We start from the raw sequence: 25,437 nt of genomic DNA, 5'->3' as shown, positions 1-25,437 counted from the left end.
TATCACATGTGGTCTGTCTATAATTTTGAGCATCCAGCCCTGATTGGTGCCTACGGCATGCTTCCAGGTGATGGAGTAGACAAGCCAACCATGGACAGGACACTGACTGCGGTAGAAAAAAACTGGAAGTTTGAACATACCTGGGGATGGGATTTCCCGATGCTGGCCATGAGTGCAGCACGTTTAGGCCACGCTGACAGAGCAGTGGACTTTTTACTGAATTATCCAAGTTTTACCTGGGATGAACATGGGCTGTCTGGCGGCGGAGTTTCGCCATTTCCATATTTCCCAAGTAATGGAGGACTGCTGTATGCGGTGGCGATGATGGCTGCCGGCTGGGATGGAAGCAACGGACCTGCACCCGGTTTTCCTAAAGATGGATCCTGGACGGTAAAGTATGAAGGTCTTAAACCTGCTTTATAAGAATTAATTGGATAAAGAAGGTCATATAACTTGATAACACAAGATAATAGAATTGAATGAAGAAGCTCAATATTAATCATATTTTATTGCTGGGCACATTGTGCTGCAGCTCTTTGCAGAGCATTGCCCAGCAAAATTATGCGGTGTTTAAGGAAACTCCCGTTACCAGTATGGCACCCCGTGGTTGGTTGCAAACTATGCTGCAAACCCAAAGGGATGGATTAACCAGCCACATGGCCGTGGCGGGAGACCCCTTTGATAAAGAAGGCTGGGGAGAAGCGGCAACGAAGAAGATGGACGATTGGGCCCAATACGAGCAAACAGGCTATTGGGCCGACGGGGCACTGCGCTGTGGCTACCTGATTGGAGATAAAGCCTTACAGCAAAAAGTGAAGGACTGGATCAGCTTTCAGATCAGCCATCCCGACAGTACCGGTTTTATCGGGCCAAAGGATATCAGCTTTTTATGGCCGGAGGTGGTGTTTTTCCGCGCAGTAATGGCCGAGTACGAAGCCACCCGTGATCCCAAGATTATCAACGCTTTAAAACGCAATTATCATTCACCAAAATATGCCAGTTTAAGCGGCGTCCCTGGTCAGGACGACTTTTTTAAAGACCGCCTGATCCTGCATGTAGAAATGCTTTGCTGGATCTACCAGGAGACGGGAGATAAATTTTTTATTGATAAAGCAGAAACTGCTTACACCACCTTCTGTGCGCCCGGGGGACAGTACTCCATCCAGGCCCTGGCTAATGACGCGGTACCACGTTCTCATGCGGTGAGCTACAGTGAAAATCTTAAAATTCCGATCATCCTGTATATCAGTACTGGCAAAAAGGAATACCTCGACGCGGCAATTAATGGTGTCCGCAAACTGTATAAATATCATGGCCTAGTAGATGGTTTGCCATCCGGGAACGAACTTCATGATGGTAACTTTAGCAATGAGGTACATGAAACCTGTACGGCCAGTGATATGCAATGGGCATTGAGCTATCTGTTGCAGGCCACAGGTGATGCCCAGTGGGGTGATCTGATAGAAAAAATCTGTTTCAATGCAGGAATGGGTTCTGTGGCGAAAGACTTCAAGTCGTACCAGTATTATTCGGGCCCCAATCAGGTAATTGCTGACGGGCTGTCCAGTCACTGGAACGACCACGAACCCTGGTACATGAACAGCAGGGACCGGGCGGCCTTCAAGATCAATCACCGTCCTTCATGCTGCGGCGGTAACATTAACCGGATGCTGCCGGTATTTTGCTCTGGCGCCTGGATGAAAAAAGGAGATAATGCTATTGTAGCCGCATTGTACTCCGCCTCAGTTTTCCATACCAAACTTAAACAGGTAAAAGGCGAAGTAAGCATAACCGAAGAAACAAATTATCCATTTGATCAGAATGTACGTTTTCGCGTTGGTCTGGCTAAAAAAGCAGATTTTGCCCTGATTTTAAGAATACCGGCCTGGTGTGACAGTGCAAAGTTGATGATCAATGGCAAGCCGTCCGGCCTGGCATGTAATGCTGGTACATTTGTAGAACTGGGCCGTACCTACAGTAATGGTGATCTTGTTGAGCTGGTTTTACCCATGTCGGTGAAACCTGTATATTTGCCTGAAAACGGAATTGCCTTTGAAAGAGGACCGCTGGTTTATGCCCTTCCAGTAAGAGCAAAAACCACCATTAAGGATACTAAGGTTGATGCTGGGGTTACTTTTAGCTCGACTTTTAAAACTCCAGTATCTGAATGGAATGTTGCTCCTGTTGAAAATGCAGTTGTAACTGTAGAACAAACTAAAGATTTTTCAGCTCCATGGAACCCTGAAACTACACCGGTAAAGCTATCTCTGGATGCGGTGACCATCAGGAACTGGTCGCTGTACCGTGAAACTTATACCCCTCAGCTGCCCTCGGTACTTGATAAGGGCAAAGTGCAAAAGATAACGCTGGTGCCACTGGGCACCACCGAATTAAGACTGACGATATTTCCGGATCTGCTTAGAACATACAATCAGGCCGCTACAAAATAGATGATAAAATGAAAGTTCGCTATATACTTCCGCTACTTTTTGCCGCCACTGGCGCATTTGCACAATATACCCCGCCTAAAGCCGGTTTAATAGCCGCACCTTATCAGGAATTACCGCTGGGTGCCATCAGGGCCAAGGGCTGGCTGCAGGAAATGCTGATCCGACAGAAAAATGGTGCAACAGGCAACCTTGATAATCTTTATCCCCTGATGAACCAGAGGAACGGCTGGCTGGGCGGTGACGGCGATCAATGGGAGCGTGGCCCCTACTGGATTGACGGCCTGTTGCCACTCGCTTATATCTTGAACGACAAGGAGCTCATCGCCAAGGTTAAGCCCTGGGTGGAATGGTCGCTCAAAAGCCAGACTGCCGATGGATACTTTGGACCGTCAAAAGATTACCCGGAGGAAGAAGGCTTGCAGCGCGATAATAGTCGCGATTGGTGGCCAAAGATGGTGATGCTCAAAGTTTTAAAGCAGTATTATTCTGCCACCGGTGATAAAAGGGTGATCACCCTCATGACCAATTACTTCAAATACCAGCTGAAGGAACTCCCCTCAAAACCGCTGGATAACTGGACCTACTGGGCAAAATACCGGGGCGGAGATAACCTGATGGTAGTCTACTGGCTCTATAATATCACGGGTGATAAATTCCTGCTGGAGCTTGGAGACCTGATCCACAAACAGTCCTTTGATTTTACCAATGCCTTTGCAAACACTAACATGTTGCAGCAGATGGGTAGCATTCATACCGTTAATCTGGCTGAAGGAATGAAAGAGCCCCTGATTTATTACCAGGCCCATCCGGAGAAGCGATACCTGGATGCTATGAAAAAAGGCCTTAACGATATACGTACCTATGATGGCTTTGCCAACGGAATGTATGGCGGGGATGAAGCCTTACATGGCAATAACCCTACCCAGGGTTCTGAACTGTGTTCTGCTGTGGAAATGATGTTTACGATGGAAAGTTCAGTGCAGGTTACCGGCGATGTTGATTATGCTGACCAACTGGAAAGAATTGCATTCAATGCATTGCCTACGCAAATCTCTGATGACTTTGCTACCCATCAGTATTTCCAGCAGGCCAACCAGGTGATGCTGACCCGGCAGATGCATAATTTTGGCGACAACCATGGTGGCACAGATATCTGCTATGGCTTGTTGACAGGTTATCCTTGCTGCACATCCAATATGCACCAGGGCTGGCCAAAGTTTACGCAAAACCTCTGGTATCTGACACCCGACAAGGGTATTGCGGCCCTCATTTATTCACCAAGCGAGGTTACTGCAAAGGTAGGAGATGTGCCTGTTACCATTACCGAGGAAACCAACTATCCCTTTGATGAAAGTATCAGGTTTACCCTTAGCATTAGTAAACAGCTGAAGTTTCCCTTGCATCTCCGTATCCCTAACTGGTGTACAAAAGCGATCATCAAAGTGAATGGTCAGGCTTTTTCGGAACCAGCCGGGAATCAGGTAGTACAGGTAGAAAGGTTGTGGAAATCCGGCGATGTCGTAGAATTGGTGCTGCCTATGCATATTGCAAAAAGCAAATGGTACGAAAACTCCATGGCTATTGAACGCGGGCCAATTACCTACGCTTTGAAAATTGGCGAGGATTCCCGGAAGGTTGAAAATACCAAAGATGCAGCAACCTATGGAACATCTTACACAGAAGTCCTTCCCGCTACACCATGGAATTACGGGCTGTATGATGTGAGCAGCGAAAAACTGAATGAGTATTTCAAAGTGGTGAATACCGGCAAGAAGAGCCTATATCCCTGGAATCAGGAGAATGCGCCGATAATGATCAAAACCAAGGGTAAACGTATACCTTCCTGGAAGATTTATAATGATATGGCAGGGCCGCTTCCTTACAGCCATATTTATGGACTGGAAAGTAGTCAGCAGGAAGAAGATATCATGCTAGTTCCCTATGGCTGTACCACTTTACGGGTTACGCAGTTTCCTCTGGTTGGAAGGAAATAAATTGTGAACTGGCTCATTTTTTACCAGATCAAAATTACAGAGTGCCGGGTAAGTTAATATTCTCCAGTAATGGGTTATTTTTTCTTGTCCGGCTCCCTGCCAAAAGCTTTACGGAGTTCATCCTTCGCATTTTCCAGCACTTCTTTCTGGGCGGCCGGTAAGTTTTTCCCAGCTCTGTTAATATAAAAGGTAAGCATAGACATTGCGGAACGGTAGGGGCCTGATTTTCTTCTTTCACTGTTTTCTGCTGATTCTTTCAGAGATTTTGCGATTTTGACAGCGCTCTTGGACTCGAATATATTTTCTTTCAGATCCATCGCGTCACTATTTTCCGTTACGTCAGCAGACCACTTCTTGTCGCCCTTTTTATTTGCTGATTTCTTTTCTTTAGTCTTCATAAGCTTGTTCTATAGAAGATTATAATCTGGAAATTCCTGGTTTGTTTTTAGAAAAATTTTAAAAAGTATAAACCTCGCCACTTTACCGTATAAGTCGCCATTCTTTTGATTTTTACCTGAGATATACCGCCGCACATAGCAACAGGTAACTCAATTCTTCTCACCATGTTCCTATGTAGCGGATATAGAGGTAGTAGTTAGGCCTGTCAAAAATAAACCCTCACCAGTTTTTGATGATGAGGGTATATTGTTGATGAATACACTATTTTTCTAATGCTTTGATATGTTCCAAATGCATTTTGAGGTTTGGCAACATTTGCTGCGCCCAGGCTTTAACCGCTGGATCCTTTCCCGTAGTTGCATAGTTCTGGAAGACCTGTACCGTATTTTGGTGCCCTGCAGACATGGCGTGTACATATGCCGAATCAAAATCGGGCGCATTTCCAAGCAAAGGATCTGCCTTAATGCCGCCAATTGCAGCAGCAGGTAATGCTATGTTACGTTTTTCGGCAAGTTGCAGCAATTGCTTTTCGGCCGCACCATGATCTTTAACCATCATTTGTCCAAAAGCTTTAATTTCTGCACGTTTTGCCTTTTTGAACGCCTGCTCACCGGCGCTGATTTCCTGTAAGTTCTTGATACTAGCTACGACCAGGAAATGTCTGGTGGTAGTATCAGGATCGGGCTGTGGGATTTGCGCTTTTGCAGCAAAGCCGCTGCAAACTGCTGCAATAAGAAGTAGTTTTTTCATATGAACTGATTAAGGTTGTCCTACACCGCCTGATGCACCATAAATTTGGCCGGTTGCAAAGCTGGCATCCGCTGCTGCTAGTTGTACATAAATAGAAGCCAGTTCTGCAGGCTGCCCTGGTCGTCCAAGCATTGTCCAGCTACCGAACATCTGCTGTTTTTCTGGCTGAGCACCTCCGCTGATTTGTAATGCTGTCCAGATAGGACCTGGAGCAACTCCGTTTACGCGGATGCCTTTAGGACCAAGTTGTTTAGCCAGTGATTTCACATAATTCATGGTAGCCGCTTTCGTTTGTGCATAGGCATAGAGATCAGGAGAAGGATCGTATGCTTGTTCGGAAGTGGTGCCAATGATTGCGGAGCCGGCTGGTAAATGAGGCAAGGCTTCGCGAATGATCCAGAAAGGCGCATAAATGTTTGTCTTCATGGTTGCATCGAACTCTTCGGTACTGAGATCGGTAAGGGAATTAACAGATTGCTGACGTCCTGCATTATTAACAATAATGTCTAACCCACCTAATCCGCTGATTGCTTTTTGAACCAATTGTTTACAAAATTCTTCGCTGCGTAAGTCGCCGGGAATGGCAATGGCTTTGCGGCCTTCCTTTCTGATCAGCGCAATCACCTCCTTGGCGTCCTGCTCCTCAGTAGGATAGTAATTAATTGCCACGTCTGCACCTTCCCGGGCATAGGCAATTGCTGCCGCGCGACCCATCCCAGAGTCGCCCCCGGTTATCAAAGCCTTCCGGCCCATTAATCTCCCAGAACCCTTATAGCTGGTTTCACCACAATCAGGTACCGGGTCCATTTTACTTTGTAGGCCAGGCCATGGCTGTGGCTGGCTTTTAAATGGAGCTTTAGGGTACAGTGTTGTGGGGTCACTGATTTTTGCCGCACCATCATAAGCATTGGTGCCAATGTTTGTACTCCCTAATACCGGAGATACTGCTACTGCGGCCAGCGTGGTTCCTAAACCCGTAATCACCTGCCGTCTGGTAATTTTGTCTTGTTCGTTCATATTGGTTTTCTTGAGGTAGTTTCGTTTTTTATCCATTTACAACTTCGCCGCCATTTACATGAATAACCTGCCCGGTTATAAATGAGGCATCGTCTGATGCCAGAAACACGTAGGCAGGTCCAAGTTCTGAGGGTTGACCGGCCCGCTTCATCGCGGTTTCGCTGCCAAAATCTCTTATTTTTTCTTCATCGAAGGTGGCTACAATTAATGGTGTCCAAACCGGTCCTGGTGCCACCGCATTGACCCTGATATTTTTATCCGTCAGGTTTGTAGCCAGCGATCGGGTAAAACTGGTAATCGCCCCTTTGGTTGAGGAATAATCGATCAGGTTGGGCGAGGAGCGGTAAGCTGTCACAGAAGTGGTGTTGATAATACAGTCACCTTCATTCATGTATTCCAAAGCCTCATTAGCGAAATGGAAGTAGGCAAAAATGTTGGTACGAAAGGTATCATCCAACTGCTTTTCGTCAATCGCTTTCGGGTCTTTTTGTGGTGATTGCATGCCGGCATTATTGACCAGAATATTTAGTTTTCCGAGTTTTGAGACCGTATCTTTTACTGCTTTTTTACAAAACCTGGCCTTCTTAACATCTCCTTTGATCACAAGGCACTTTTTTCCTTCAGCTTCAACCAATCGTTTGGTTTCTTCGGCATCTATATCCTCGTCGAGATAAACAATGGCAATATCGGCACCTTCACGGGCAAAGTGTACACTGACAGCACGTCCTATGCCACTGTCTCCTCCTGTAATTAAGGCAACTTTATCTACCAGTTTGTTAGAGCCGGTGTAATTCTTTCTTATATATTCTGGTGCCGGATTCATTTCTGCCTCGATGCCGGGCTGCCGGTTTTGTTTTTTTGGTGTTCCCATAGTTATAATTTTCCATTGTCTGCGATACGGGGCTTTGTAAACCCGTTTATGTTTACGCAAGGCTCATAAAGGCTGGCCATCTTTCTAATTCTATAGCGTTTCATGAGGCCTCGTATGGAATGGTAAACTGACGGGAAATTTATTTGTTTAAATTTTCGTGAATTAATATCTGTGGTATGTGAAATGTAAGCGATTGGGTTTGGAACCCTCACACAGGACTGAATGCAGCGCAATAAATTGATAGTTATTTAATTCATTTCAACCGATATACTTGCAAAGATTGGCAGAACAGTAAAAAACCGGTAAGCATGAAATGAAGAATTGGGTGTTTTAACAGCCAACAAAGGACTAAGCGATCTTTCGTTTGCAGCCGTAAAGAATAGCAACCAAAAATAACAAACTGGCAATAAAGCAGAAGGCTGAATCCAGAGAAAACGTGTGTGCAATAAATCCAAGAATTGCTGGTCCCGCTAACTGACCGGCATATCCGATAGTTGTTATCGCAGGAATAGCCAGTGCTGCAGGAACATCTTTAATTGTCCCCGCCTCGCTGATGAATATGGGAACAATATTGGCGGCGCCCAATCCTAGCAGGATAAAGCCCAGCAACGATGCGGAAAGCCAGGGTGCAAAAACTGCCAGCAGCAATCCTGATGCCGCAATGATACACCCGGTTACAACAACTGATTTTCCATCAAACCTGGCTACTAGTTTATCTCCAACCAATCTCATCGTTGCCATTGCAACAGAGAAAGCTGCATAACCTATCCCGGTAAGTGACTCTTCGATATTCCTGTTTTCACGTAAGAAAATTGCGCTCCAGTCGAGCATTGCACCCTCAGATAAAAACACAGCAAAACACATTAGTCCAAGGAAAATCACGTATTTATTGAGCCATATATAAGATTTTTCGATCGTCTTACTTGGATTATCCTGTGCCGCTGAATGTTCCATTTCAATTGTAAGCAGGTCTTTATATTTCCATGCAACTATAACAATCAGCAAAACAGCAATTGCTACAGCCGCAGTTACAGGGCTCAGGCCTAATTTCATTAAAAATCCCAGACCCAATGACCCAAGTAAACCTCCGACACTGAATAAGCCGTGTAATGATGACATGATAGGATTTGGCGACATTTTTTCTACTTGGACGCCTTGCGAATTCATTGCTACATCAAGGGTGCCGACAGCAGAACCGAAAATCAAAACGACTATGCCCATGACTATCACAGAGTTTATTAAAAGGAGTAGAGGCAGCATAACTGCCATTACAATTGCAGCTACTAAAATGACTTTTCTGCTGCCGTATCGATGGGCAAGTATTCCGCTCAGTGGCATCGTTGCGATAGCGCCAAGACCAAGCATCAGAAGGAGTATGCCCAAATTGCTGTCATTTAGATGAAGGCGCTCTTTAGCATATGGAACCATTGGAGCCCAGCTGGAGATACCCAGTCCACAGACTAAAAATATTATTTTTGTAGCATATTTGGCTTTTAGCGTTGTTGATGTGGTAATCTGCATCGATAGATCAATATAGAGTGGTGATCATTATACTACAACCAAGTTATTCCAGAAAGTTGGCAGTCCTGATCTGTATAGTTCAATGACCACCACCTGGTCTGTAGAGGTTTCATTTTTCTGCTGCTTTATTCATATGCAAAATAAGTGTTCAGGGTGCAGTAAACTTTCTGGATATGGGTATAACTTCCTGGATTTTGGTTTTGGTGATGGTAATTCTTTGAGTTAAATTGTGACCAGTTCACTTAGCCAATCACTGTCTTCTATTTCTTCTCCTATCAAAAAACCTGGTTTTGCTCCTTCGTATGGTGGTGCTTCAACAACATTACCTATAAATTCTCTTCCCGAAATGGTTGGTTTAATAAATAATTTATCTGTGCCACAACAAAGTCCACAAAATTTTGTTCAGAAGCCATTGCCTAGTCTTTTAGTTGAAAGTGCGGATTGTAAATTAAGCCAATAACATTTCCAAATGGATCTTTGACTGTTGCGGTCATTATATCTTCGCCAACATTGTATGGCTTTTCATTCTCGGTTGCTCCTAATTCAACAAGTCGCTCAAAAGTTTCCTGGATATTTTCTACACCCCAATATGAAACTACACTCTCAGTTTTATCCAAAGTCGGATTTTCTTCTGGTTGAAGTCCTAATTCATATCCTTGAATATTGAAGCCGACATAATAAGGTTCGTTGTAATAAGGGCTTGTTTCAAATGCTTTTGAGTACCATTCTGTTGCTTTTTGAATGTCTCCAACTTTATAAATTGTTGTTCTGAGTCCTAACATATATTTGGTGTCTTGTTTTTCCTGTCGGTTTGTTTTGCGTATTGCGTTGAATACCGTTGGTAGGTCTGCCCTAATATACATATCCGATTTGGCTGTGGTATATGTCTGATAAGCTGGTCGTTCCTATAGATCAAAACTAAAATAATAATGTAAATCGAGTAGAAAAACTTTTCAACAAGCGAAGAAATTATATGCTCATAGATTGATTTTAGTTGGATTTTATCATTCCGCTGCTCTCAGCATTTACCTCTTCTGTGTGATCGGCACTGTAAATATTCGTTTTGGAAAACGTAGGAGTACTTATGTTTTTAAGTTGTATAGCGGTTTTCGGTTTAACACCACTGGCATAGAACTTAACATTTTCTAACCGCAGCTCCTCAACATTGGATGCTCCTAAAGCCCATGGTGCAGCTGTGTTGGAATGAGTGATATAATGAATCGATACATTTTTAAAGAGAACGCTCTTGTAATTGTATCCGCTGTCGCTGTGTATAGCGATAGGGTTTTTGATGGAGTCTGCATTTATATTCTCAACAACAATGTCTTGTGCATTATTTCCTTTATGCAATTCAAAGATAAACGGATTATTCATGTTATGCATTTTCAGGTTCGAAATACGGACACCTTCAATATCGCCCTTCACCAAACCCCAGCCTCCTGGCTGAATATAGATGCCTGCCAGCATATTGGTACGATGCTCTGCGCCGGAAGTACGGTGTGCGTATCTTCCAGGACCAGTAAAACGGGAATTGTTTACGAAAAATCCATTTACAGGCATAATCACTCGGATCCCATTGCAGGCTGAATTGATACTGCAGTTCTGCACCTGGAAATTTTCCCAAAACCCGCCAGCGATGGCATCATCACCGGTTTGCAGGTCACATTGTTTCAAAAGTATATTTTTGCCGCCGCGGATATGGATTCCGTCCCAGCCCTGTTGAATTTTTACGTTTTGGAAAACTGAATTTTGCAGGTCGTAGGCGAGCACAGCATAATTAGCAGCTTTTTCAATAGTAATGTTTTCAAATCTCAGGTCTTTGCAGTTTGCTATCACGATGGTATGCGGACCGCGCATGCCTTCCTCGCCCTTACTGTTAAAAACATGGTCGCCGTCAATATGTCCTTCTCCGGAAATTGTTGCCTTACTTATGCCTTGCGCGATTATCAATGCCTTCATCCACACGGTATCGTAGGCACTATTTGAATTGTTCCCGGTTGTGCTTATTGTACTATATTTTGAGAGGTCTGTTTCAGGAACAAAGGAATGATAAAGCGCTATATCAGATACGCCTTTCAAAACCGCTCCCTTGTTCAAATGGAGATTTACATTGTTTTTCAAATAGAGCGTAGCAGTAAGAAAGACACCCTGAGGTACAATCACCGTACCACCACCTTCTTCGGCACATTTGGCGATCGTCTGATTGATAATATTGGTATTTACAGTCTTGTTGTCTCCTCTGGCACCAAGCTTCTCAATATTGTAGCTGGTATGCTGTGCGAGAGATGCAAAAGGCGAAATGATAAACAGTGATCTGAGGATAAGGTTTGAAAAGCGGGATCTGATTTTACGGCTAATAATGTTCATGAATTGTGTATTGTGATTAAATCTACAAGACGTCAAAAATATAAATTTTGATGGTAAAGCTGCAATCAAATCATGTTATGACATCATTATGATGCCGGCCTAACAGTTATGCACTTTAAGCTGAGCTGCAGAAAATTCAACTTCGTTTCCATCCTCATCGCCAAGTCTTACCGTACCGATAACATCATTTGTTGCAGGATTTAATAATTTCAGAGTCTCGTTACCATGTGTTGTAACGAATTCGCCATTGATATAAATTTGATCGATTGTTTTCATTGTAATCATGTTCATTTTAAACTGATTCAAATGTCGGGCTTGTGGAAGAGTATATTTTTGTTGGAAAGGTCAATTTGCATTGTTGAAAAGGTCATATATACCGCTAAATTCAATGCCCTCAATGGAAATCGCTGTCGCGGATTCCTTTAAAATGTATAATAACGAATGAAAATTGGACTACAACAAATACCAATTGAACTACTTTTTCCAGTACGGCAATCAAGAAGTTTGTACTTGAAATCTATTCAGTTTCAGAAACAATTCAAATTACAATTATGCAAAAGAGGAAATTAGGGAATAGTGGATTAGAAGTATCCGCACTGGGTTTTGGCTGTATGGGCTTAAACTTTTTGGACGGCAAAGGACTTGAAAGGAAAGAGGCCATTGCACTTTTACGTAACGCAGTTGAAAGAGGTATTACATTTTTTGATACCGCAGAAGCTTACGGACCTTATACCAATGAAGAACTTGTTGGCGAAGGATTACAGCCTTTTAGAAAAGATGTTGTAATAGCAACGAAATTTGGATGTAAAGATGCCAGACCAACAACAGGTTTGGACAGCAGACCCGAAACCATAAGATCGGTAGTCGAAGCATCTTTAAAAAGGTTAAGAACAGATTATATTGACTTACTTTATCAACATAGGGTGGACCCGAATGTTCCGATAGAAGATGTTGCAGGAACAGTGAAAGACCTGATTCAAGAGGGTAAAGTAAAATATTTTGGTTTATCGGAAGCTAGTGCGAAGACTATTCGCAAGGCACATTCAATTCAAGCTGTTTCAGCATTGCAAAGTGAATATTCTTTGTTTTGGCGCGAACCAGAAAACGAGATCATACCAACTTTAGAAGAGTTAGAAATTGGTTTTGTTCCGTTCAGCCCATTGGGCAAAGGCTTTCTCACAGGTTCTATAAAGTCCAAATTAGCGGATGTAGACCGGAGAAATATCATTCCCCGTTTCAGCGAAGAAAACATACAAGCCAATCTGGTTTTAGTGGATGCGCTTTCCGGGATCGCTAAGCAAAAAAATGTTACAACCGGACAGTTAGCACTGGCTTGGCTCTTAGCTCAAAAGCCCTGGATAGCGCCAATACCAGGAACTACAAAACTAAATCGTTTGGATGAAAATATTGGCAGTGCAACTATTGTATTAACAGCCGATGAACTTACGAAAATTGAAACAACAGTAAATGGAATTACACTTGTAGGCGACCGCTATCCCGAAGTTTTAGAAAAACAAATAGACAGATAGTAAGTAGAAGCAGCGTATGAGCAATAATAAGTTTTGTGGGCAAGCTACTAATAGGCTTGCTTACAAAACTTACACAAACATTGTTATTCCCCGCCCATAACAAAGTGATTACATTTGTAACCAGGAAAATGCAACGACAGGCTAACATAAATCATATAAAAAGTATATCGCAACTTGTGCGGATATTGGGACTTCCTGCGCCATTGCATCCATTGATTGCATTGGTTGATTACAATAATGTTTCAATTGACGTGTTTCCAAGAGGACAAAAAACAAGCTTCGATTTTTATAAAGTTTCCTTCAAACCGACATTCATCGGACAAATAAAATATGGACAAGCACATTACGATTTTGAAGAAGGCGGACTGGCATTTCTGAAGCCTAAACAAATCGTTTATCCACCAGAAGACATTGAAAGCTATGAGGGAACCGCTTTGTATTTTCACCCGGACTTTATAAGGAATTATCCTTTAGGAGCCACAATAAATCAATATGGCTTTTTCTCTTACGATGTATCAGAAGCCTTGTTTTTATCAGCCAAAGAAAAAGAGATTATAGCCAGTTTATTTGCTATTATAGCCAATGAACTACACAACAATATTGACAATTTCAGCCAGGACGTTTTGGTGTCGCAATTAGAGTTGTTATTAAATTACAGCAATCGTTTTTACAACAGGCAATTCATTACAAGAAAAGCAATTAATCACGACATCGTAACTTCTCTGGACAATCTTCTGCATATTTATTTTGAAGGTGAAAAAAGTTTGAAAAACGGTTTGCCATCCGTGAAATACATCAGTACAGAGTTGCAGCTATCGCAACGCTATTTGAGTGATATGTTGAGTTCATTGACAGGACTAAATACGCAACAATACATTCAGAATGCAATCATAGAAAGAGCCAAAGAAAAATTATCGATGACAAATCTATCCGTTTCGGAAATTGCTTATGAACTGGGCTTCGAACATTCACAATCTTTCAGCAAACTTTTCAAGACTAAGACAAAGCTCTCGCCTTTGGAGTTCAGGCAGTCTTTCAATTAAAATTGGCAGCTATATTATTACGGACAAAATTATTGATTAACGATCTCATTTCCTAAAGTCACTTACGGCATGGGCCAGTCTTCAAACTATTTTTCAGTACCAGGATCAGCTGGATGAAGTCCAGATTTGGTCACATCTATACCATGTTTATAGGGGGGAATTGCCATCCGAACGATTTTGAATACTTTTGTTAAAAGGGAACAGTATGTTTGAAGAGTTCGAAAAATATCTAAAGGAGAAAGCGAATCTTACTGCTGACGAGATAAATGCGGTTCGGGCGGTTTCCATTGAAAAAACGATCAGAAAAAGACAATATCTTCTTCAGGAAGGGGATGTATGCCACAACAACTGTTTTGTTGTAAAAGGTTGCCTCCGCATGTACAAGGTTGGAGACGATGGATCTGAGCATATTATAAGATTTGCAGTAGAAAACTGGTGGATCAGCGACCGCGAAAGTTATAACAATGACAAAGCGTCTGAATATAATATAGATGCTATGGAAAATTGTGAGGTCATCTTAATTGATAAGCCTGATTTTGATCGTCTGCTGACTACAATACCCAACTTAAAAAAATTCATAGACGGCCTTCTAGCAAGGAGCTATGATGCCTTTCAAAAGAGGATCATCAATGCCATCAGTTTAAACACAGAAGAAAAGTATCAGAATTTTATGAAACAGTTTCCGGACATGTTTTATCGTATTCCTTTGCATATGATCGCTTCCTACCTGGGTGTTTCCAGAGAAACATTAAGTCGCGTAAGAAGCCAGTCGGTTCAGAAATAACTTCCAGTGTCGGAGAACATTAAATTCCCTTAATAAGATATTACCGTTAAATCTTATAGAATGAGCCCGGCCAACTACCGGGCTCATTGGATAGGAAGGTTCCAAAAATCGGGATATTAAATATTGCTTATCCCCCCATCTACAACCAAATCAGATCCTGTCATGAAAGAGCTTTCATCTGAGGCAAGAAATACCGCGGCTGAGGCGGCCTCTTCAACTCGTCCAAGCCTGAGCATTGGAACGTAATCCGCGTAATGCGAATGGAGCAGGGCAAGATCTTCCGGGCTGGCTGCCTGCGCCTCCATGATTGCTGTTGGAAATGGCCCCGGACTTAAAAGATTGGCACGAATGCCATTGTCTTTAAACTCTGCGGCCCAGGTGCGGACAAATGACCGTAACGCAGCTTTAGCACCAGCGTAGGTGGAGTGATTTGCAAGTCCCATATAATGCATTGCTGATGCAACGAGTATGATCGAACCTCCGCTCTGCATTAGCGGGAGCATCTTTTGAGTAAGGAAAAGCGGTCCCTTTGCCATTAAATCGAATGTGCGGTCATAGTGATCCTCTGTAATTTGACTAAGTGGTACTTGCTCAGTAAAACCTGCGTTAGATACTAATATGTCTACTTTACCTTTTGCTTTTTTGACCACATCAGTGACATGATCAAGGTCTGTAAGTTTTGAGGCATCCGCCTGTATTGCTGTAACACTGCCGCCAATAATTCTGACGGCCTCATCCAAGGCATCTTTTCTTCTTCCGAAAACGAAGATTTCTGCGCCTTCTTCGACAAAACTTTTGGCAATGGCAAGACCTATGCCACTAGTGCCGCCGCTAATAACGGCTATTTTATTTTTTAATCTCATGGTATCTAAATATTTACGGACAAACATCTGGCAAGTTATTTAGAACTGACAAGGACATTTAAAGCAAAATACTTGTGATAAATGTCACAGTAGCTACCCATTCCTCCTGCGGATCATGCTCAAAAAAACAGGAGTAATACCCAAATACGAGGCAATGTGTTTTTGGGCTATACGCTGTTCAAGTTTAGGGTAAAGCTGCTGGAACTGCAAATAGCGTTCTTCGGCAGATCTGGAGATGATTGCATTAACGCGGCGCTGATATAAACTGAAACCATTTTGGGCGAGTATTCTGAAAAAGCGCTCCATTTTGGGCACATCAATATACAATTGCTCCAAAGCCTGGTAACTGATATAAAATAGTTCTGTAGTTTCCAGAGCTGCGATATTATAGTAGGCTGGCACCTGACCCGAAAAACTTGTCATGTCTGCCGCCCACCAGTTTTCAGGGCAAAACAGAACATTATGCTCCAAACCTTCCTTATCCCGATTAAAGACACGCAGGCAACCTTTGTCTACGAAATAAAGATTACGGCAGGTCTCACCGGTCTCTAACAGCAATTTGTTCTTGTCTAATATCTTACGCTGAAGAACAGACTGTATGTACCTCTGTTCTTCGGCATTGAGACTAACATGTAGGGCAAAGTTTGCAAATATGTGTTCAACAGACGGCATCCTACAAGGTAGGAACAAATCCTATAATCTTCGTCAGCTTGTGTTCATCATTATACTCGGCATAGTCCCTGCCTTCAAATTCACCAAGACCGGGGATATTGATGCCCCAGGAGTAATAACAATGATGTTGGAAATACTCCGGCTCAGTCAATAGGGAAAAGGTACGGCCGGGAATTTTCTCATGAGAGGACATTACAAGATCAACAAATGCATCAATTCCTGTTACCAATGGAGTATTCTTGTCCTGATAAGTGATGGTATCCGCTAAGACCTGTGCAAAAGCGGCTTTCACTTCTGCTGCTGTCTTTTTGTTCCATGCGTCTGTGTAGCGTTCTACTGTTTCTTTTATATTTTCCATATCCCAAAATTCGGCATTAGTCTTCAACAGAAAATTAAAGTAGTTTAATAAAAGATTCTCTGTCATAATACTTTTTATGAAAGCTAAGCCGACTCTTCTTCAATAGTGCCGGGAAGAATAGTCGCAGATTTCATGATCCTTTGCGCAACGGTAATAATGGTATAATTATCAGGAAGATGTATACACTTTCTGACCATTTAGCTGATAGATTTGTATTGTGAGTTAACAGTAGCTTTAAAAATATCATTATCAAAATCTAATCAATGAAAAAACTAATAATCGGACTGATGCTCTGTATTGCAACCATACAGGTATCACACGCTCAGGCAAAATTGCCTGCAACATCCTTAACCAGCAGTGTAAAAGAAGAACAGGAGTTACTCGATCTGTCCGGTACCAAGTGGAAATGGATGGCAGATAAAAACGTTGAGTCACTGAAAGGGCTTTTCGCTGAAAACTGCGTATTTGTTCATATGGGGGGAAGCTGGGGAAAAACACAGGAACTCAATACCATCAAAGATGGCTTCATCTGGTACAAAAAGGCAGAGGTTTATGGTGCCTCAGTTAATATTTTTGGAAACACAGCAATCCTTTTGAACGATATTGATCTTCTAGCTGTGGTGGGAGGAAAGGAAGTAGTCCATGCTTTTATGGTGACAGAGGTATACCTGAAGGAAAATGGCAAATGGAAGATGGGATCACTTACTTTCTCAACATTGGTTAGGCCTGTTAAAATGAAGAATCAGTAATAATGGTAAGGAATCCTGTAATCTGTATAATGGCAAGCGCCGGAATTAGCATGACATTTGTACGATTATTAGTATAGATCAAGAACGAAGCTACCATGGCAAAAAATGAAGAAGTTAAAAAAGGTGTGATATTTCCCGCCGGCGAAAAAAATGACGCTTATGCACAATATTTTGTAGGACAAAGTTATTTAAAAACTTTAATAGCAGACCCTGATATAAACGTTAGTGTTGGAAATGTAACTTTTGAACCTGGTTGCAGAAATAACTGGCATATCCACCGTGGTGGCTACCAGTTATTATTGGTGACCGGAGGTGAAGGATGGTACCAGGAAGAAGGTCAGCCTGCACAGTTCCTGAAACCTGGAGATGTGGTAGTGACGCATGATGGTGTGAAACACTGGCATGGTGCTGCAAAAGACAGTTGGTTTGAACATCTTGCCATCACTGCAGGCAAACCTGAATGGCTTGAGCCTGTAGACGAGGAAACATATTCAGCGTTGTAAACTTTAAATCCGGATTTATCCATACTTATCATTTTGGCTACAAGATGCTCCGGTTTAGCCACAAAGCTTTTAAGCTGCAGGATTAGATTTGCATTCAATTAATCACAAGAAAGAATGACAAAGACAATATTTATTACAGGAGCATCGGCAGGTATAGGTAAGGCTACTGCAAAATATTTTGCACAGAAAGGCTGGAATGTAATCGCTACAATGCGCAGGCCGGAAAATGAAAAAGAACTGAACCTTATTGACAACATAACTTTGCTTCCCCTGGATGTAACCAATGTGGAACAGGTAAAAGCAGCGGCGCAAAAAGCATTGGCATTAGGCCCTGTTGATGTAGTTTTCAACAACGCAGGTTATGCTTTGCTGGGTGTTCTGGAAGCGATTACAGAAGAGCAGATAGTCAGCCAGATGGAAACCAATTTCTTTGGCGTTGTGAGGGTAACTCAGGCATTTATTCCATATTTCCGCGAAAAGGGTTCCGGTCTGTTTATTACGACAGGATCTTCTGCTGGTTTAATGGGATTTCCAGTAAGCTCAATGTATGATGCAAGCAAATGGGCACTCGAGGGTTGGAGCGAAAGCTTGTCGTACGAACTGGCTGAAATTGGCGTAGGCATTAAAACCATTGAACCTGGTTTGGTAGCAACGGAAATCGGAGACCGCTCGGTAATGGTTTCACACCCGGCTTACGAAAGCTTGATGGGCAAATTTGCGGCCCTTATAGCACATGGAGAAAACGTTACAACTGCAGAACAGATCGCAGAAGTCGTTTATGGTGCAGCTACCGACGGTAAGGATACTTTACGTTATGTCTGCGGCGAAGATGCTATAAACCTGTATGCACAGCGGCTTAAAAACGGCGATGAAGCTTTCAGATCTGGAATCAGAGAGATGCTTAACGCTAATCAGGGAATTTAAATTTAAATTGCCGGTAGCTATCTTTGGTGATATTTACCGGCAGGATTTTTTATGGAGAAGAAGAATAAATTACGGGTCTTTCAAACGATAGCGGAAATGCAGCGCGCTTTTGGTTTGCCACAACCGTTGCATCCGCTGATCAGCATGCTTGACTACAGCAAGGTAGAAATCACAAAGGAGATGCTTTCACAACCCTTTGTAATGAATTTATACAACATAACCTATAATGAATCGGCCGGCTGCAGGATGAAATACGGACAAACAACCTATGATTTTCAGGAAGGAGGGATGTTTTTCACTTCACCAGGTCAACCCTTAGCTGGCATAGAGACGGCTGAAGCGAGTTCCGGTTTTACGCTGCTGATCCACCCAGATTTTTTAAGGAATTATCCACTGGATACAAAAATTAAAACTTACGGGTTTTTCGAATACTCGGTAAATGAGTCGTTACACCTCTCTGGTAAAGAAAAAGCGACTATTAGTGCTATCGGTAAAAGTATTGGCGAAGAACTGGAAATTGCAATAGATGAGGTCAGTCAGGACGTGTTGATCTCACAGGTGGAGTTGCTATTGAATTATTGTCAGCGGTTTTATAAGCGGCAGGCGATCACCAGGAAGCCAATTCACAACGCCTTGCTTGAAAATCTGGATAAGATACTGGATACATATTTCAATGACCAAACGGCATTGATGCGTGGCTTGCCAACAGTTCAGTTTCTTGCAGAGAAGTTGAATATTTCACCAAAATATTTAGGTGATGTATTACGGGCACTAACGGGCCACAATACCCAGCAGCACATCCACATCAGGCTGATCGAAAAAGCGAAAGAAGTTTTGACTATCAGCGATCTTACCGTTGGTGAAATTGCCTTTCAGCTGGGATTTGAGCATCCTCAATCATTTAGCAAGCTGTTTAAGGCAAAGACCAATCTGTCCCCACTGGAGTTTAGGGCAAGCTTTAATTAAAGCTTGTTTATTTAGTGTACCTTGCAGCAGTTGGTCAGCACATAAAAGACCGGCTTTATAATAATCTAAATCAAAAATGGGAAAAGAAACGAATGCAGCAGCTGCTACGGCAAAAGCTAGAACACCTAGAAAAATCAAAAAAGCACAGGTTAAAGTTGCGTCAGCAACACCTAAAGGATAATTCACAGGGAACATCACCTTGTTAAAATCAGTAAAACAGAAACGCTTCTATACTTTGGTTTAGAGGCGTTTCTGTTAAGCACAGAAGATAAATCTGTTCTGGATAATTGATCCCGGAACCTCCAGCACAATATTACCCTTCATATGGCTATTTTCGGCTCATTCTTGCAATTTATTGCTTTTCAGAAAATCCCGCCCAATAAATATAGAAGTCTAAGTTCTAAATCTGATCCCTTAGCAAATAGAACATTAATTATTTATCAGCCTGATGATAACACTTATGATTCAGTTGATTTTTAACTCAGGTTAATCAGGGCGAGATTTGATGGATATAATAAAACAGTTAGTTATGCCGTCAAAAATTATTGCAGTGATCACTATCGTCCTGATCTCATTTGGGCTTGCAGATGCAAGTCCGATGCCCAAAGATAGTATTCCCGTACTCAGCCGGCCGGCGCCGGAGTTTCATCTGAAAGATCTCGAAGGGAAAGTGGTTTCTTTGACAGATTTTAGAGGTAAAGTAATTGTACTTGACTTTTGGGCCACCTGGTGTGTCCCATGCCAGCAAAGCTTTCCGGGTATCGAAAAGGCGATGAATCACTTCACTGGCGATCAGGACGTGGTCTTCCTTTTTATTGATACAAGGGAAACATCTCCAGATTATCCCCAGGTCGTAAAGGCGCAGCTGAAAAAAAACCACTACAACTTCCATGTCGTTTTTGACGAGACGGGTCCTTCCGGTCTGCAAAATAAATTATACCTTATGTACGACATGCCTGGTATACCAACGAAATTTATTATTGACGCAAAAGGAATTATCCGGTATCAGTTTGCAGGTTTCAATTCAAAACAGACTGCAGGGGAAAGTGCTCTGGAATTGATAAGATTTGTAGAACGCACAAAAGCAATGGCTAACTAATAAGAGGAGCGATTTCTGGAAAAAAGTATCAGGGTAATCTTGTACTTATGTATTCAACTACGTATATTTGAACATAAATAAAACGGAGAATATATGTATACTGTCAATTTAACTATCGCCCCTGTATTCAATGACGACTGCACAGAAATAATCGACCTGATCCTCCCTATCCAGCAAATTGAATTTAATGTACCCATCACTATAGAAGCGCAGCCTGACCTGCTGGATATTGAAGCCAACTACCATCATCGTGGTGGAAATTTTTGGGGAGCAAAGATCGACGGCGAACTGGTAGGCACCATTGCCCTTATAAATACCGGGCACAATGCATGTGCCCTTCGCAAAATGTTTGTGAAAAAGGACTTCAGAGGCAAGGGATATGGCGTCGCACAAAAATTACTGGAAACTCTTCTGGCGTACTGCAAAGAACACAACATAACCGATGTTTATCTTGGCACTGTGGATATGTTGAAAGCTGCACACCGCTTTTACGAGAAAAACAATTTTAATAACATACCTGTAACAGACCTTCCATCTTATTTTCCGAGGATGATGGCCGACAACAAATTTTATCACTTACATTTAGGCATTTAAACAAAAAAAACAATGAATGTAATTGATGAATCGGGTATACTGGCAATTTCAACCCGTCTGCAACGCCTCAGCGAACAGATCAGGAAAGATGGCTTCCTGGTTTACAAAGAGCATGGGATCAACTTTGAACCCAAATGGTTCCCAGTGATCTATACATTACATCTTAAACCCATATTGAGCGTTGTTGAGCTGGCAACTGAAATCGGGTATTCCCATCCTTCCACGATTACGCTGTTGAAGGAACTGGAAAAAGAAAAGCTGATCCGCTCCAGGAAGGACAAGCATGACGAACGGAAACGCTTGCTGCAACTATCCGATAAAGGAAAAAGATTAGTGGAACAGATGCAGCCTGTTTGGGGAGTAATAATTGCAGCAGTTACTGAACTGACAGATACACAAAATAACCTGTTGAAGGCCATTGTTGAGGTGGAGCAGCAGTTGCAGCAAAAAAGCTTCTTTGAAAGGGCAAAAGAGATTGTGCTGACGAAAGGATAATTTGCAGTAATGTGCCAACGTTTCAGGGCCTCTTTTAATTAATGATGTTTGCGATCAACAACTCATTAAGGCAATCCATTTTGCATTGCTGAAAACAATCCGGTTAACATGATGTTGTATACTCAATAACCTACCAAAAGAAAAAACATTATGGCAACTACAGGAAATGCAACAGGAGTAATAAACGACCTGATTGAAATTAATAATGACAGAGTAGCTGGTTTCGAAAAAGCAACTGCTGACATTAAAGACGAAAATATCGACCTTAAAGAATTGTTTCTTGGATACGCAGAACAGAGCCGTAAAAACGGACAGGAACTTGCAGCAATTGTTGGTTCAGCAGATGAAATTGAAACTGGTAATAGTGTAAGCGGAACATTACACCGCGCATGGATTGACGTAAAAGCCTTATTTGGCGGAAGCGATCGTGCAAGTATCCTTTCAGAAGCAGAACGCGGTGAAGATGCGATTAAGAAAGCTTACAAAGATGCCTTAGCTAGCGGAGAACTTTCAGCTAATGCGCTAGAGGTAGTTAGCAGCCAGGCAACTGGAATTAATGCAGCGCATGATCAAATCAAAGCTCTGCGTGATACTGCAAAATTATAGTCTAAAATAAAAATTTTTGAAGGCCGCCATTTTTGGTGGCCTTTTTTTTTATTTTTGGATTCCGTCCTATGATGAAAAATATAACCCTTTCTATCGCTATGCTGTTTCTTGTGACAGGTACTGTCATGGCACAAAAACTTAGCGTGATGTATCCTGATACTTTGCTGAAACAGCCTTTTACAGGCAACATCCTGGTTTATCTGTCTAAAACCAATTCAAACCCAAAAAGTGGAATTGCCGGACTGGATATTTTCCCTTGCCTGAGGGTATATGTTAAAAATGTAAAAGCAGGGGTGCCGGTGATCATTGATGATAAGGCAATAGCTTTTCCTGTAGCGCTATCTGATATGGAGAGGGGCGAATATTATGTACAGGTTGTGTGGGACAGAAATTTTGGAGGCAGGTCTATAGCTGAAAGTCCGGGTAATTTATCTGCTGCTACGCAAAAAATCAACTTTACCAAAGACGTTTCTAAAATATTCACCATTCAGGCGGGCAACATACTGCCTGAAACTGTATTTAAGGATACTCAGTATGCCAAAGAATTTAAAGTGCCTTCGGTTTTATTAAGTAAATTTCATCATGGATCAAAAACTATTAGTGCAGCAGTGCTACTGCCTGAGAAATACTATACTGAACCAAGGAGGAAATTTCCGGTAAGGTATGAGGTATCAGGTTATGGGGGCAATTACCATAGGTATTCAGGATATTCAAAGCCGGCACCTTTAATGGATACGACAGCCTGCATTGTGGTTTATCTGGATGGTGAATGTGCTTTGGGACATAGTGTTTATGCCAATAGTGACAATAATGGCCCCTGGGGCGATGCCCTGACTAAAGAGTTAATACCTGCAGTAGAGAAGACTTACCGGTGTGACGGAGCCAGATTTCTCTATGGACATAGCAGTGGCGGATGGTCAGTATTATGGCTGCAGTCACATTATCCTAAAGTATTCGATGGCTGCTGGTCCAGTTCACCGGATCCGGTAGATTTCCGGAGTTTTGAAAGGGTTAACCTTTATGATCATCAGAACATGTTTTATGGAAAAGACGGTTCCCTGAATCAGACAGGTACAGTGGATGGCGTTTTTCCATGGTTTAGCATGCGTAATACTTATCAGATGGAGAAGGTTATCTACCGTGGTGAGCAAATGCATTCTTTTGATGCTGTTTTCAGCAAAAAGGGTGCGGATGGCCAGCCACTGCGGATATGTAATGATCTCACCGGGGAAATTGATACCACTGTTTTCAACCATTGGAAGAACTATGATATTTCACTATACCTGCGTACGAACTGGAACCAGCTGAAAGGCGACCTTGACGGTAAAGTGATGGTTAGTGTGGGTACTTATGATAATTTTTACCTCAACCATTCGGTTAAACTACTGGACAGTGAAATGCAAAAGTTAAATTCAACTTTCGTTTTTGCCTATTATAACGCCGACCACTTTCTTGTTGAGTTGCCGGAAAACATGAAGGCAGGTAAGGAATTTTTAGAAAAAAGGCACCAGCTGTGGTTAGAGAAACAGGACGTCATTAAAAATTAAAACCGCATAAATCTTTCTGTCAGTTCGAAAGCCCTGTCCAGCCAAACAACTGCAGTACCGGCAATGACAATTGCAACAAGCTCTATTGTGAATTTCTTAACGGGACCTCTGTCTTTTACAGTTTTCCAGATAATCGGCAAACTGATCACAGCGCTGGCTAATGAAGAGAGAATAGCCACACTACCTGCTACAGAAGCGCTGATTTGTCCATGGCCAGCCATGGTTGAAGCAGCAGCAGTAGTACTTGCACTGCTGATTAAACCACCAAATACGCCTGTTGCGAGCATCCCATAACTTCCAAAAATTCTCGTTAACAAAGTACCGCCAACCTGTATAAATACAAACAGGACACCAAATGTAAGTACTTTTTGTAGCGAAATAGGTGTGTCAAGATGCGGGGCAGCAGTAGCAATAACTTTTTTCTCAACAACACCTTCCTGCCGGAGATCCAGCCAGATACAAAATCCCGACACCAGTGACATTGCTATTAGTGGGAGCAGGCTTGCCGGCAATGCTGCAGGGCAAAAAATGCCCACCAGCAGTAAGTTCCGGGCAAACATAGCGATATTGGTAAGGAGACACAGGATTGTAATTCTTGATGTTAGCCCGCTGCTTTCAGCTCTGCCGCTAATTTCAGCAACTGTAGCTGTGCTGTTCACAAGTCCGCCAAAGATGGCGCCCCAGTAGAGGCCGTTTGTACTGAAGATCCGTAGAAAAACGTAATTGACAAATCCAATGCCCGAGATCGCTATCACACTCAGCCATGCGTCCTTGGGATTCAGTAAATTCCAGGGATCAATATAATTGTCGGGCATAAGGGGATAGATTACAAAACCAATCAAACCCAGAAGAATTGCGCTTCTGATTTCGAAGGGTTTTAGCCCACCGGCAAAGCGGTTCAGTTCAATTTTCCATGCCAGTAACATGGTCATCACAATCGCTCCGGCAACAGGAGTGAAGATATGTCCTAAACCTACCAGCACACCCAAAAGATAATCTACAATAAGCGCAGCTGAAGTAGTTATCTCCAAAGTATTATCTACTTTCAGGCTGCGCGTATTAAGGCCTATCACCAATAAGAATACCCCAACCATGGAAACGATCACCATGTCCTGGCCGATCACCGCTGATAATACACCCAATAATGCAATTATAGAAAATGTTCGGATTCCGGCTTCTTTATGTGACCATTTTCTTTCCATGCCCACCAGCATACCTATGCCAACACCCACTGCTATTTTTAAAGCAACAGGACCCGGGTTGATATTTAAAAATTCTTTACTTATTTCCATAGGTTGTTGTTAGGTTGGTATATTCCATTTGTTATGGTGATTTA

At 42.5% G+C, this 25,437-nt stretch carries 26 protein-coding genes and 1 pseudogene; 15 read left to right on the top strand and 12 right to left on the bottom strand.

Features of this window, described 5'->3' with window-relative positions:
• The 3 genes and pseudogenes from ABWY16_RS16530 to ABWY16_RS16520 all read left to right on the top strand — a co-directional run.
• Window positions 1-423: pseudogene (locus ABWY16_RS16530) on the top strand (hypothetical protein); the annotation flags it as partial.
• 56 nt (window positions 424-479) lie between these two features.
• The gene (locus tag ABWY16_RS16525) at window positions 480-2,450 is read left to right on the top strand and encodes a beta-L-arabinofuranosidase domain-containing protein (protein ID WP_353905757.1); all 1,971 of its coding nucleotides are present in this window, start codon (window positions 480-482) and stop codon (window positions 2,448-2,450) included.
• Between the two features lie 8 nt (window positions 2,451-2,458).
• Window positions 2,459-4,444, top strand: coding sequence for a beta-L-arabinofuranosidase domain-containing protein (locus ABWY16_RS16520; RefSeq protein WP_353905756.1), 1,986 nt, complete (start codon window positions 2,459-2,461; stop codon window positions 4,442-4,444).
• A 74-nt stretch (window positions 4,445-4,518) separates the two neighbouring features.
• Here the strand turns inward: ABWY16_RS16520 and ABWY16_RS16515 are convergent, their stop codons facing one another.
• The 8 genes from ABWY16_RS16515 to ABWY16_RS16480 all read right to left on the bottom strand — a co-directional run bounded on the left by ABWY16_RS16515 (window position 4,519) and on the right by ABWY16_RS16480 (window position 11,645).
• A complete protein-coding gene (locus ABWY16_RS16515; protein ID WP_353905755.1) occupies window positions 4,519-4,842 on the bottom strand; it encodes a DUF3175 domain-containing protein in 324 nt (107 codons plus the stop codon).
• Between the two features lie 262 nt (window positions 4,843-5,104).
• Window positions 5,105-5,593: a DUF4142 domain-containing protein gene (locus tag ABWY16_RS16510; RefSeq protein WP_353905754.1), complete on the bottom strand. Its 489-nt coding sequence runs from the start codon at window positions 5,591-5,593 to the stop codon at window positions 5,105-5,107.
• 9 nt (window positions 5,594-5,602) lie between these two features.
• Window positions 5,603-6,610 carry an SDR family oxidoreductase gene (locus ABWY16_RS16505; RefSeq protein ID WP_353905753.1) on the bottom strand — a complete coding sequence of 336 codons (1,008 nt, stop codon included), beginning with the start codon at window positions 6,608-6,610 and terminating at the stop codon, window positions 5,603-5,605.
• A gap of 28 nt (window positions 6,611-6,638) precedes the next feature.
• Entirely contained in the window at window positions 6,639-7,481 is an 843-nt protein-coding gene (locus ABWY16_RS16500) for an SDR family oxidoreductase (protein WP_353905752.1), read from the bottom strand.
• A 348-nt stretch (window positions 7,482-7,829) separates the two neighbouring features.
• Window positions 7,830-9,002, bottom strand: coding sequence for an MFS transporter (locus ABWY16_RS16495; protein ID WP_353905751.1), 1,173 nt, complete (start codon window positions 9,000-9,002; stop codon window positions 7,830-7,832).
• A gap of 416 nt (window positions 9,003-9,418) precedes the next feature.
• The gene (locus tag ABWY16_RS16490; protein ID WP_353905750.1) at window positions 9,419-9,784 is read right to left on the bottom strand and encodes a VOC family protein; all 366 of its coding nucleotides are present in this window, start codon (window positions 9,782-9,784) and stop codon (window positions 9,419-9,421) included.
• Window positions 9,785-9,992: 208 nt separating this feature from the next.
• Window positions 9,993-11,369 carry a glycoside hydrolase family 28 protein gene (locus tag ABWY16_RS16485; RefSeq protein WP_353905749.1) on the bottom strand — a complete coding sequence of 459 codons (1,377 nt, stop codon included), beginning with the start codon at window positions 11,367-11,369 and terminating at the stop codon, window positions 9,993-9,995.
• A gap of 99 nt (window positions 11,370-11,468) precedes the next feature.
• Complete coding sequence (locus tag ABWY16_RS16480; RefSeq protein WP_353905748.1) at window positions 11,469-11,645, bottom strand: hypothetical protein; 177 nt, start codon at window positions 11,643-11,645, stop codon at window positions 11,469-11,471.
• 275 nt (window positions 11,646-11,920) lie between these two features.
• On the opposite strand from ABWY16_RS16480, the gene ABWY16_RS16475 reads away from it, so the two are divergent.
• From ABWY16_RS16475 to ABWY16_RS16465, 3 genes are all read left to right on the top strand, one after another.
• Window positions 11,921-12,898 (top strand): aldo/keto reductase, encoded by a 978-nt coding sequence (locus ABWY16_RS16475; protein ID WP_353905747.1) that lies wholly within the window; start codon window positions 11,921-11,923, stop codon window positions 12,896-12,898.
• Between the two features lie 35 nt (window positions 12,899-12,933).
• A complete protein-coding gene (locus ABWY16_RS16470; protein ID WP_353905746.1) occupies window positions 12,934-13,941 on the top strand; it encodes a helix-turn-helix domain-containing protein in 1,008 nt (335 codons plus the stop codon).
• Window positions 13,942-14,146: 205 nt separating this feature from the next.
• On the top strand, window positions 14,147-14,725 hold the full coding sequence (locus ABWY16_RS16465; RefSeq protein WP_353905745.1) for a Crp/Fnr family transcriptional regulator: 579 nt from the start codon (window positions 14,147-14,149) through the stop codon (window positions 14,723-14,725).
• A gap of 116 nt (window positions 14,726-14,841) precedes the next feature.
• Here the strand turns inward: ABWY16_RS16465 and ABWY16_RS16460 are convergent, their stop codons facing one another.
• The 3 genes from ABWY16_RS16460 to ABWY16_RS16450 all read right to left on the bottom strand — a co-directional run bounded on the left by ABWY16_RS16460 (window position 14,842) and on the right by ABWY16_RS16450 (window position 16,684).
• Window positions 14,842-15,615, bottom strand: a complete 774-nt coding sequence (locus ABWY16_RS16460; protein WP_353905744.1) for an SDR family NAD(P)-dependent oxidoreductase — start codon at window positions 15,613-15,615, stop codon at window positions 14,842-14,844.
• A 66-nt stretch (window positions 15,616-15,681) separates the two neighbouring features.
• On the bottom strand, window positions 15,682-16,260 hold the full coding sequence (locus ABWY16_RS16455; RefSeq protein ID WP_353905743.1) for a Crp/Fnr family transcriptional regulator: 579 nt from the start codon (window positions 16,258-16,260) through the stop codon (window positions 15,682-15,684).
• Window position 16,261: 1 nt separating this feature from the next.
• Complete coding sequence (locus tag ABWY16_RS16450; RefSeq protein WP_353905742.1) at window positions 16,262-16,684, bottom strand: hypothetical protein; 423 nt, start codon at window positions 16,682-16,684, stop codon at window positions 16,262-16,264.
• A gap of 197 nt (window positions 16,685-16,881) precedes the next feature.
• Between ABWY16_RS16450 and ABWY16_RS16445 the strand changes: the two genes are divergently transcribed.
• The 9 genes from ABWY16_RS16445 to ABWY16_RS16405 all read left to right on the top strand — a co-directional run bounded on the left by ABWY16_RS16445 (window position 16,882) and on the right by ABWY16_RS16405 (window position 24,101).
• Complete coding sequence (locus ABWY16_RS16445; protein ID WP_353905741.1) at window positions 16,882-17,367, top strand: nuclear transport factor 2 family protein; 486 nt, start codon at window positions 16,882-16,884, stop codon at window positions 17,365-17,367.
• A 95-nt stretch (window positions 17,368-17,462) separates the two neighbouring features.
• Window positions 17,463-17,870, top strand: coding sequence for a cupin domain-containing protein (locus ABWY16_RS16440; RefSeq protein WP_353905740.1), 408 nt, complete (start codon window positions 17,463-17,465; stop codon window positions 17,868-17,870).
• 114 nt (window positions 17,871-17,984) lie between these two features.
• The gene (locus ABWY16_RS16435) at window positions 17,985-18,794 is read left to right on the top strand and encodes an SDR family oxidoreductase (RefSeq protein WP_353905739.1); all 810 of its coding nucleotides are present in this window, start codon (window positions 17,985-17,987) and stop codon (window positions 18,792-18,794) included.
• A gap of 51 nt (window positions 18,795-18,845) precedes the next feature.
• Window positions 18,846-19,760, top strand: coding sequence for a helix-turn-helix domain-containing protein (locus ABWY16_RS16430; protein ID WP_353905738.1), 915 nt, complete (start codon window positions 18,846-18,848; stop codon window positions 19,758-19,760).
• 529 nt (window positions 19,761-20,289) lie between these two features.
• Window positions 20,290-20,859 carry a TlpA family protein disulfide reductase gene (locus ABWY16_RS16425; RefSeq protein WP_353905737.1) on the top strand — a complete coding sequence of 190 codons (570 nt, stop codon included), beginning with the start codon at window positions 20,290-20,292 and terminating at the stop codon, window positions 20,857-20,859.
• A gap of 93 nt (window positions 20,860-20,952) precedes the next feature.
• The gene (locus ABWY16_RS16420; RefSeq protein WP_353905736.1) at window positions 20,953-21,453 is read left to right on the top strand and encodes a GNAT family N-acetyltransferase; all 501 of its coding nucleotides are present in this window, start codon (window positions 20,953-20,955) and stop codon (window positions 21,451-21,453) included.
• A 12-nt stretch (window positions 21,454-21,465) separates the two neighbouring features.
• Window positions 21,466-21,948: a MarR family winged helix-turn-helix transcriptional regulator gene (locus ABWY16_RS16415; protein ID WP_353905735.1), complete on the top strand. Its 483-nt coding sequence runs from the start codon at window positions 21,466-21,468 to the stop codon at window positions 21,946-21,948.
• A gap of 150 nt (window positions 21,949-22,098) precedes the next feature.
• The gene (locus tag ABWY16_RS16410; protein ID WP_353905734.1) at window positions 22,099-22,554 is read left to right on the top strand and encodes a PA2169 family four-helix-bundle protein; all 456 of its coding nucleotides are present in this window, start codon (window positions 22,099-22,101) and stop codon (window positions 22,552-22,554) included.
• A gap of 68 nt (window positions 22,555-22,622) precedes the next feature.
• Window positions 22,623-24,101, top strand: a complete 1,479-nt coding sequence (locus ABWY16_RS16405) for an alpha/beta hydrolase-fold protein (protein WP_353905733.1) — start codon at window positions 22,623-22,625, stop codon at window positions 24,099-24,101.
• Here ABWY16_RS16405 and ABWY16_RS16400 read toward each other — a convergent pair.
• Window positions 24,098-25,393, bottom strand: coding sequence for an MgtC/SapB family protein (locus ABWY16_RS16400; protein WP_353905732.1), 1,296 nt, complete (start codon window positions 25,391-25,393; stop codon window positions 24,098-24,100). The genes ABWY16_RS16405 and ABWY16_RS16400 overlap by 4 nt on opposite strands.
• Between the last annotated feature and the right edge of the window lie 44 nt (window positions 25,394-25,437).

This window comes from Pedobacter sp. (assembly GCF_040513095.1).
GTDB lineage: Bacteria > Bacteroidota > Bacteroidia > Sphingobacteriales > Sphingobacteriaceae > Pedobacter.
Note: the sequence above shows the minus strand (reverse complement) of the source record. Positions and strands in the feature narration are given on the sequence as shown.

Excerpts from the sequence above, each read along its gene's own strand:
- ABWY16_RS16525 (WP_353905757.1), top strand. The coding sequence starts at position 480 with ATGAAGAAGCTCAATATTAATCATATTTTATTGCTGGGCACATTGTGC.
- ABWY16_RS16520 (WP_353905756.1), top strand. The coding sequence starts at position 2,459 with ATGAAAGTTCGCTATATACTTCCGCTACTTTTTGCCGCCACTGGCGCA.
- ABWY16_RS16515 (WP_353905755.1), bottom strand. The coding sequence starts at position 4,842 with ATGAAGACTAAAGAAAAGAAATCAGCAAATAAAAAGGGCGACAAGAAG.
- ABWY16_RS16510 (WP_353905754.1), bottom strand. The coding sequence starts at position 5,593 with ATGAAAAAACTACTTCTTATTGCAGCAGTTTGCAGCGGCTTTGCTGCA.
- ABWY16_RS16505 (WP_353905753.1), bottom strand. The coding sequence starts at position 6,610 with ATGAACGAACAAGACAAAATTACCAGACGGCAGGTGATTACGGGTTTA.
- ABWY16_RS16500 (WP_353905752.1), bottom strand. The coding sequence starts at position 7,481 with ATGGGAACACCAAAAAAACAAAACCGGCAGCCCGGCATCGAGGCAGAA.
- ABWY16_RS16495 (WP_353905751.1), bottom strand. The coding sequence starts at position 9,002 with ATGCAGATTACCACATCAACAACGCTAAAAGCCAAATATGCTACAAAA.
- ABWY16_RS16490 (WP_353905750.1), bottom strand. The coding sequence starts at position 9,784 with ATGTTAGGACTCAGAACAACAATTTATAAAGTTGGAGACATTCAAAAA.
- ABWY16_RS16485 (WP_353905749.1), bottom strand. The coding sequence starts at position 11,369 with ATGAACATTATTAGCCGTAAAATCAGATCCCGCTTTTCAAACCTTATC.
- ABWY16_RS16480 (WP_353905748.1), bottom strand. The coding sequence starts at position 11,645 with ATGAAAACAATCGATCAAATTTATATCAATGGCGAATTCGTTACAACA.
- ABWY16_RS16475 (WP_353905747.1), top strand. The coding sequence starts at position 11,921 with ATGCAAAAGAGGAAATTAGGGAATAGTGGATTAGAAGTATCCGCACTG.
- ABWY16_RS16465 (WP_353905745.1), top strand. The coding sequence starts at position 14,147 with ATGTTTGAAGAGTTCGAAAAATATCTAAAGGAGAAAGCGAATCTTACT.
- ABWY16_RS16460 (WP_353905744.1), bottom strand. The coding sequence starts at position 15,615 with ATGTTTGTCCGTAAATATTTAGATACCATGAGATTAAAAAATAAAATA.
- ABWY16_RS16455 (WP_353905743.1), bottom strand. The coding sequence starts at position 16,260 with ATGCCGTCTGTTGAACACATATTTGCAAACTTTGCCCTACATGTTAGT.
- ABWY16_RS16450 (WP_353905742.1), bottom strand. The coding sequence starts at position 16,684 with ATGACAGAGAATCTTTTATTAAACTACTTTAATTTTCTGTTGAAGACT.
- ABWY16_RS16445 (WP_353905741.1), top strand. The coding sequence starts at position 16,882 with ATGAAAAAACTAATAATCGGACTGATGCTCTGTATTGCAACCATACAG.
- ABWY16_RS16440 (WP_353905740.1), top strand. The coding sequence starts at position 17,463 with ATGGCAAAAAATGAAGAAGTTAAAAAAGGTGTGATATTTCCCGCCGGC.
- ABWY16_RS16435 (WP_353905739.1), top strand. The coding sequence starts at position 17,985 with ATGACAAAGACAATATTTATTACAGGAGCATCGGCAGGTATAGGTAAG.
- ABWY16_RS16430 (WP_353905738.1), top strand. The coding sequence starts at position 18,846 with ATGGAGAAGAAGAATAAATTACGGGTCTTTCAAACGATAGCGGAAATG.
- ABWY16_RS16425 (WP_353905737.1), top strand. The coding sequence starts at position 20,290 with ATGCCGTCAAAAATTATTGCAGTGATCACTATCGTCCTGATCTCATTT.
- ABWY16_RS16420 (WP_353905736.1), top strand. The coding sequence starts at position 20,953 with ATGTATACTGTCAATTTAACTATCGCCCCTGTATTCAATGACGACTGC.
- ABWY16_RS16415 (WP_353905735.1), top strand. The coding sequence starts at position 21,466 with ATGAATGTAATTGATGAATCGGGTATACTGGCAATTTCAACCCGTCTG.
- ABWY16_RS16410 (WP_353905734.1), top strand. The coding sequence starts at position 22,099 with ATGGCAACTACAGGAAATGCAACAGGAGTAATAAACGACCTGATTGAA.
- ABWY16_RS16405 (WP_353905733.1), top strand. The coding sequence starts at position 22,623 with ATGATGAAAAATATAACCCTTTCTATCGCTATGCTGTTTCTTGTGACA.
- ABWY16_RS16400 (WP_353905732.1), bottom strand. The coding sequence starts at position 25,393 with ATGGAAATAAGTAAAGAATTTTTAAATATCAACCCGGGTCCTGTTGCT.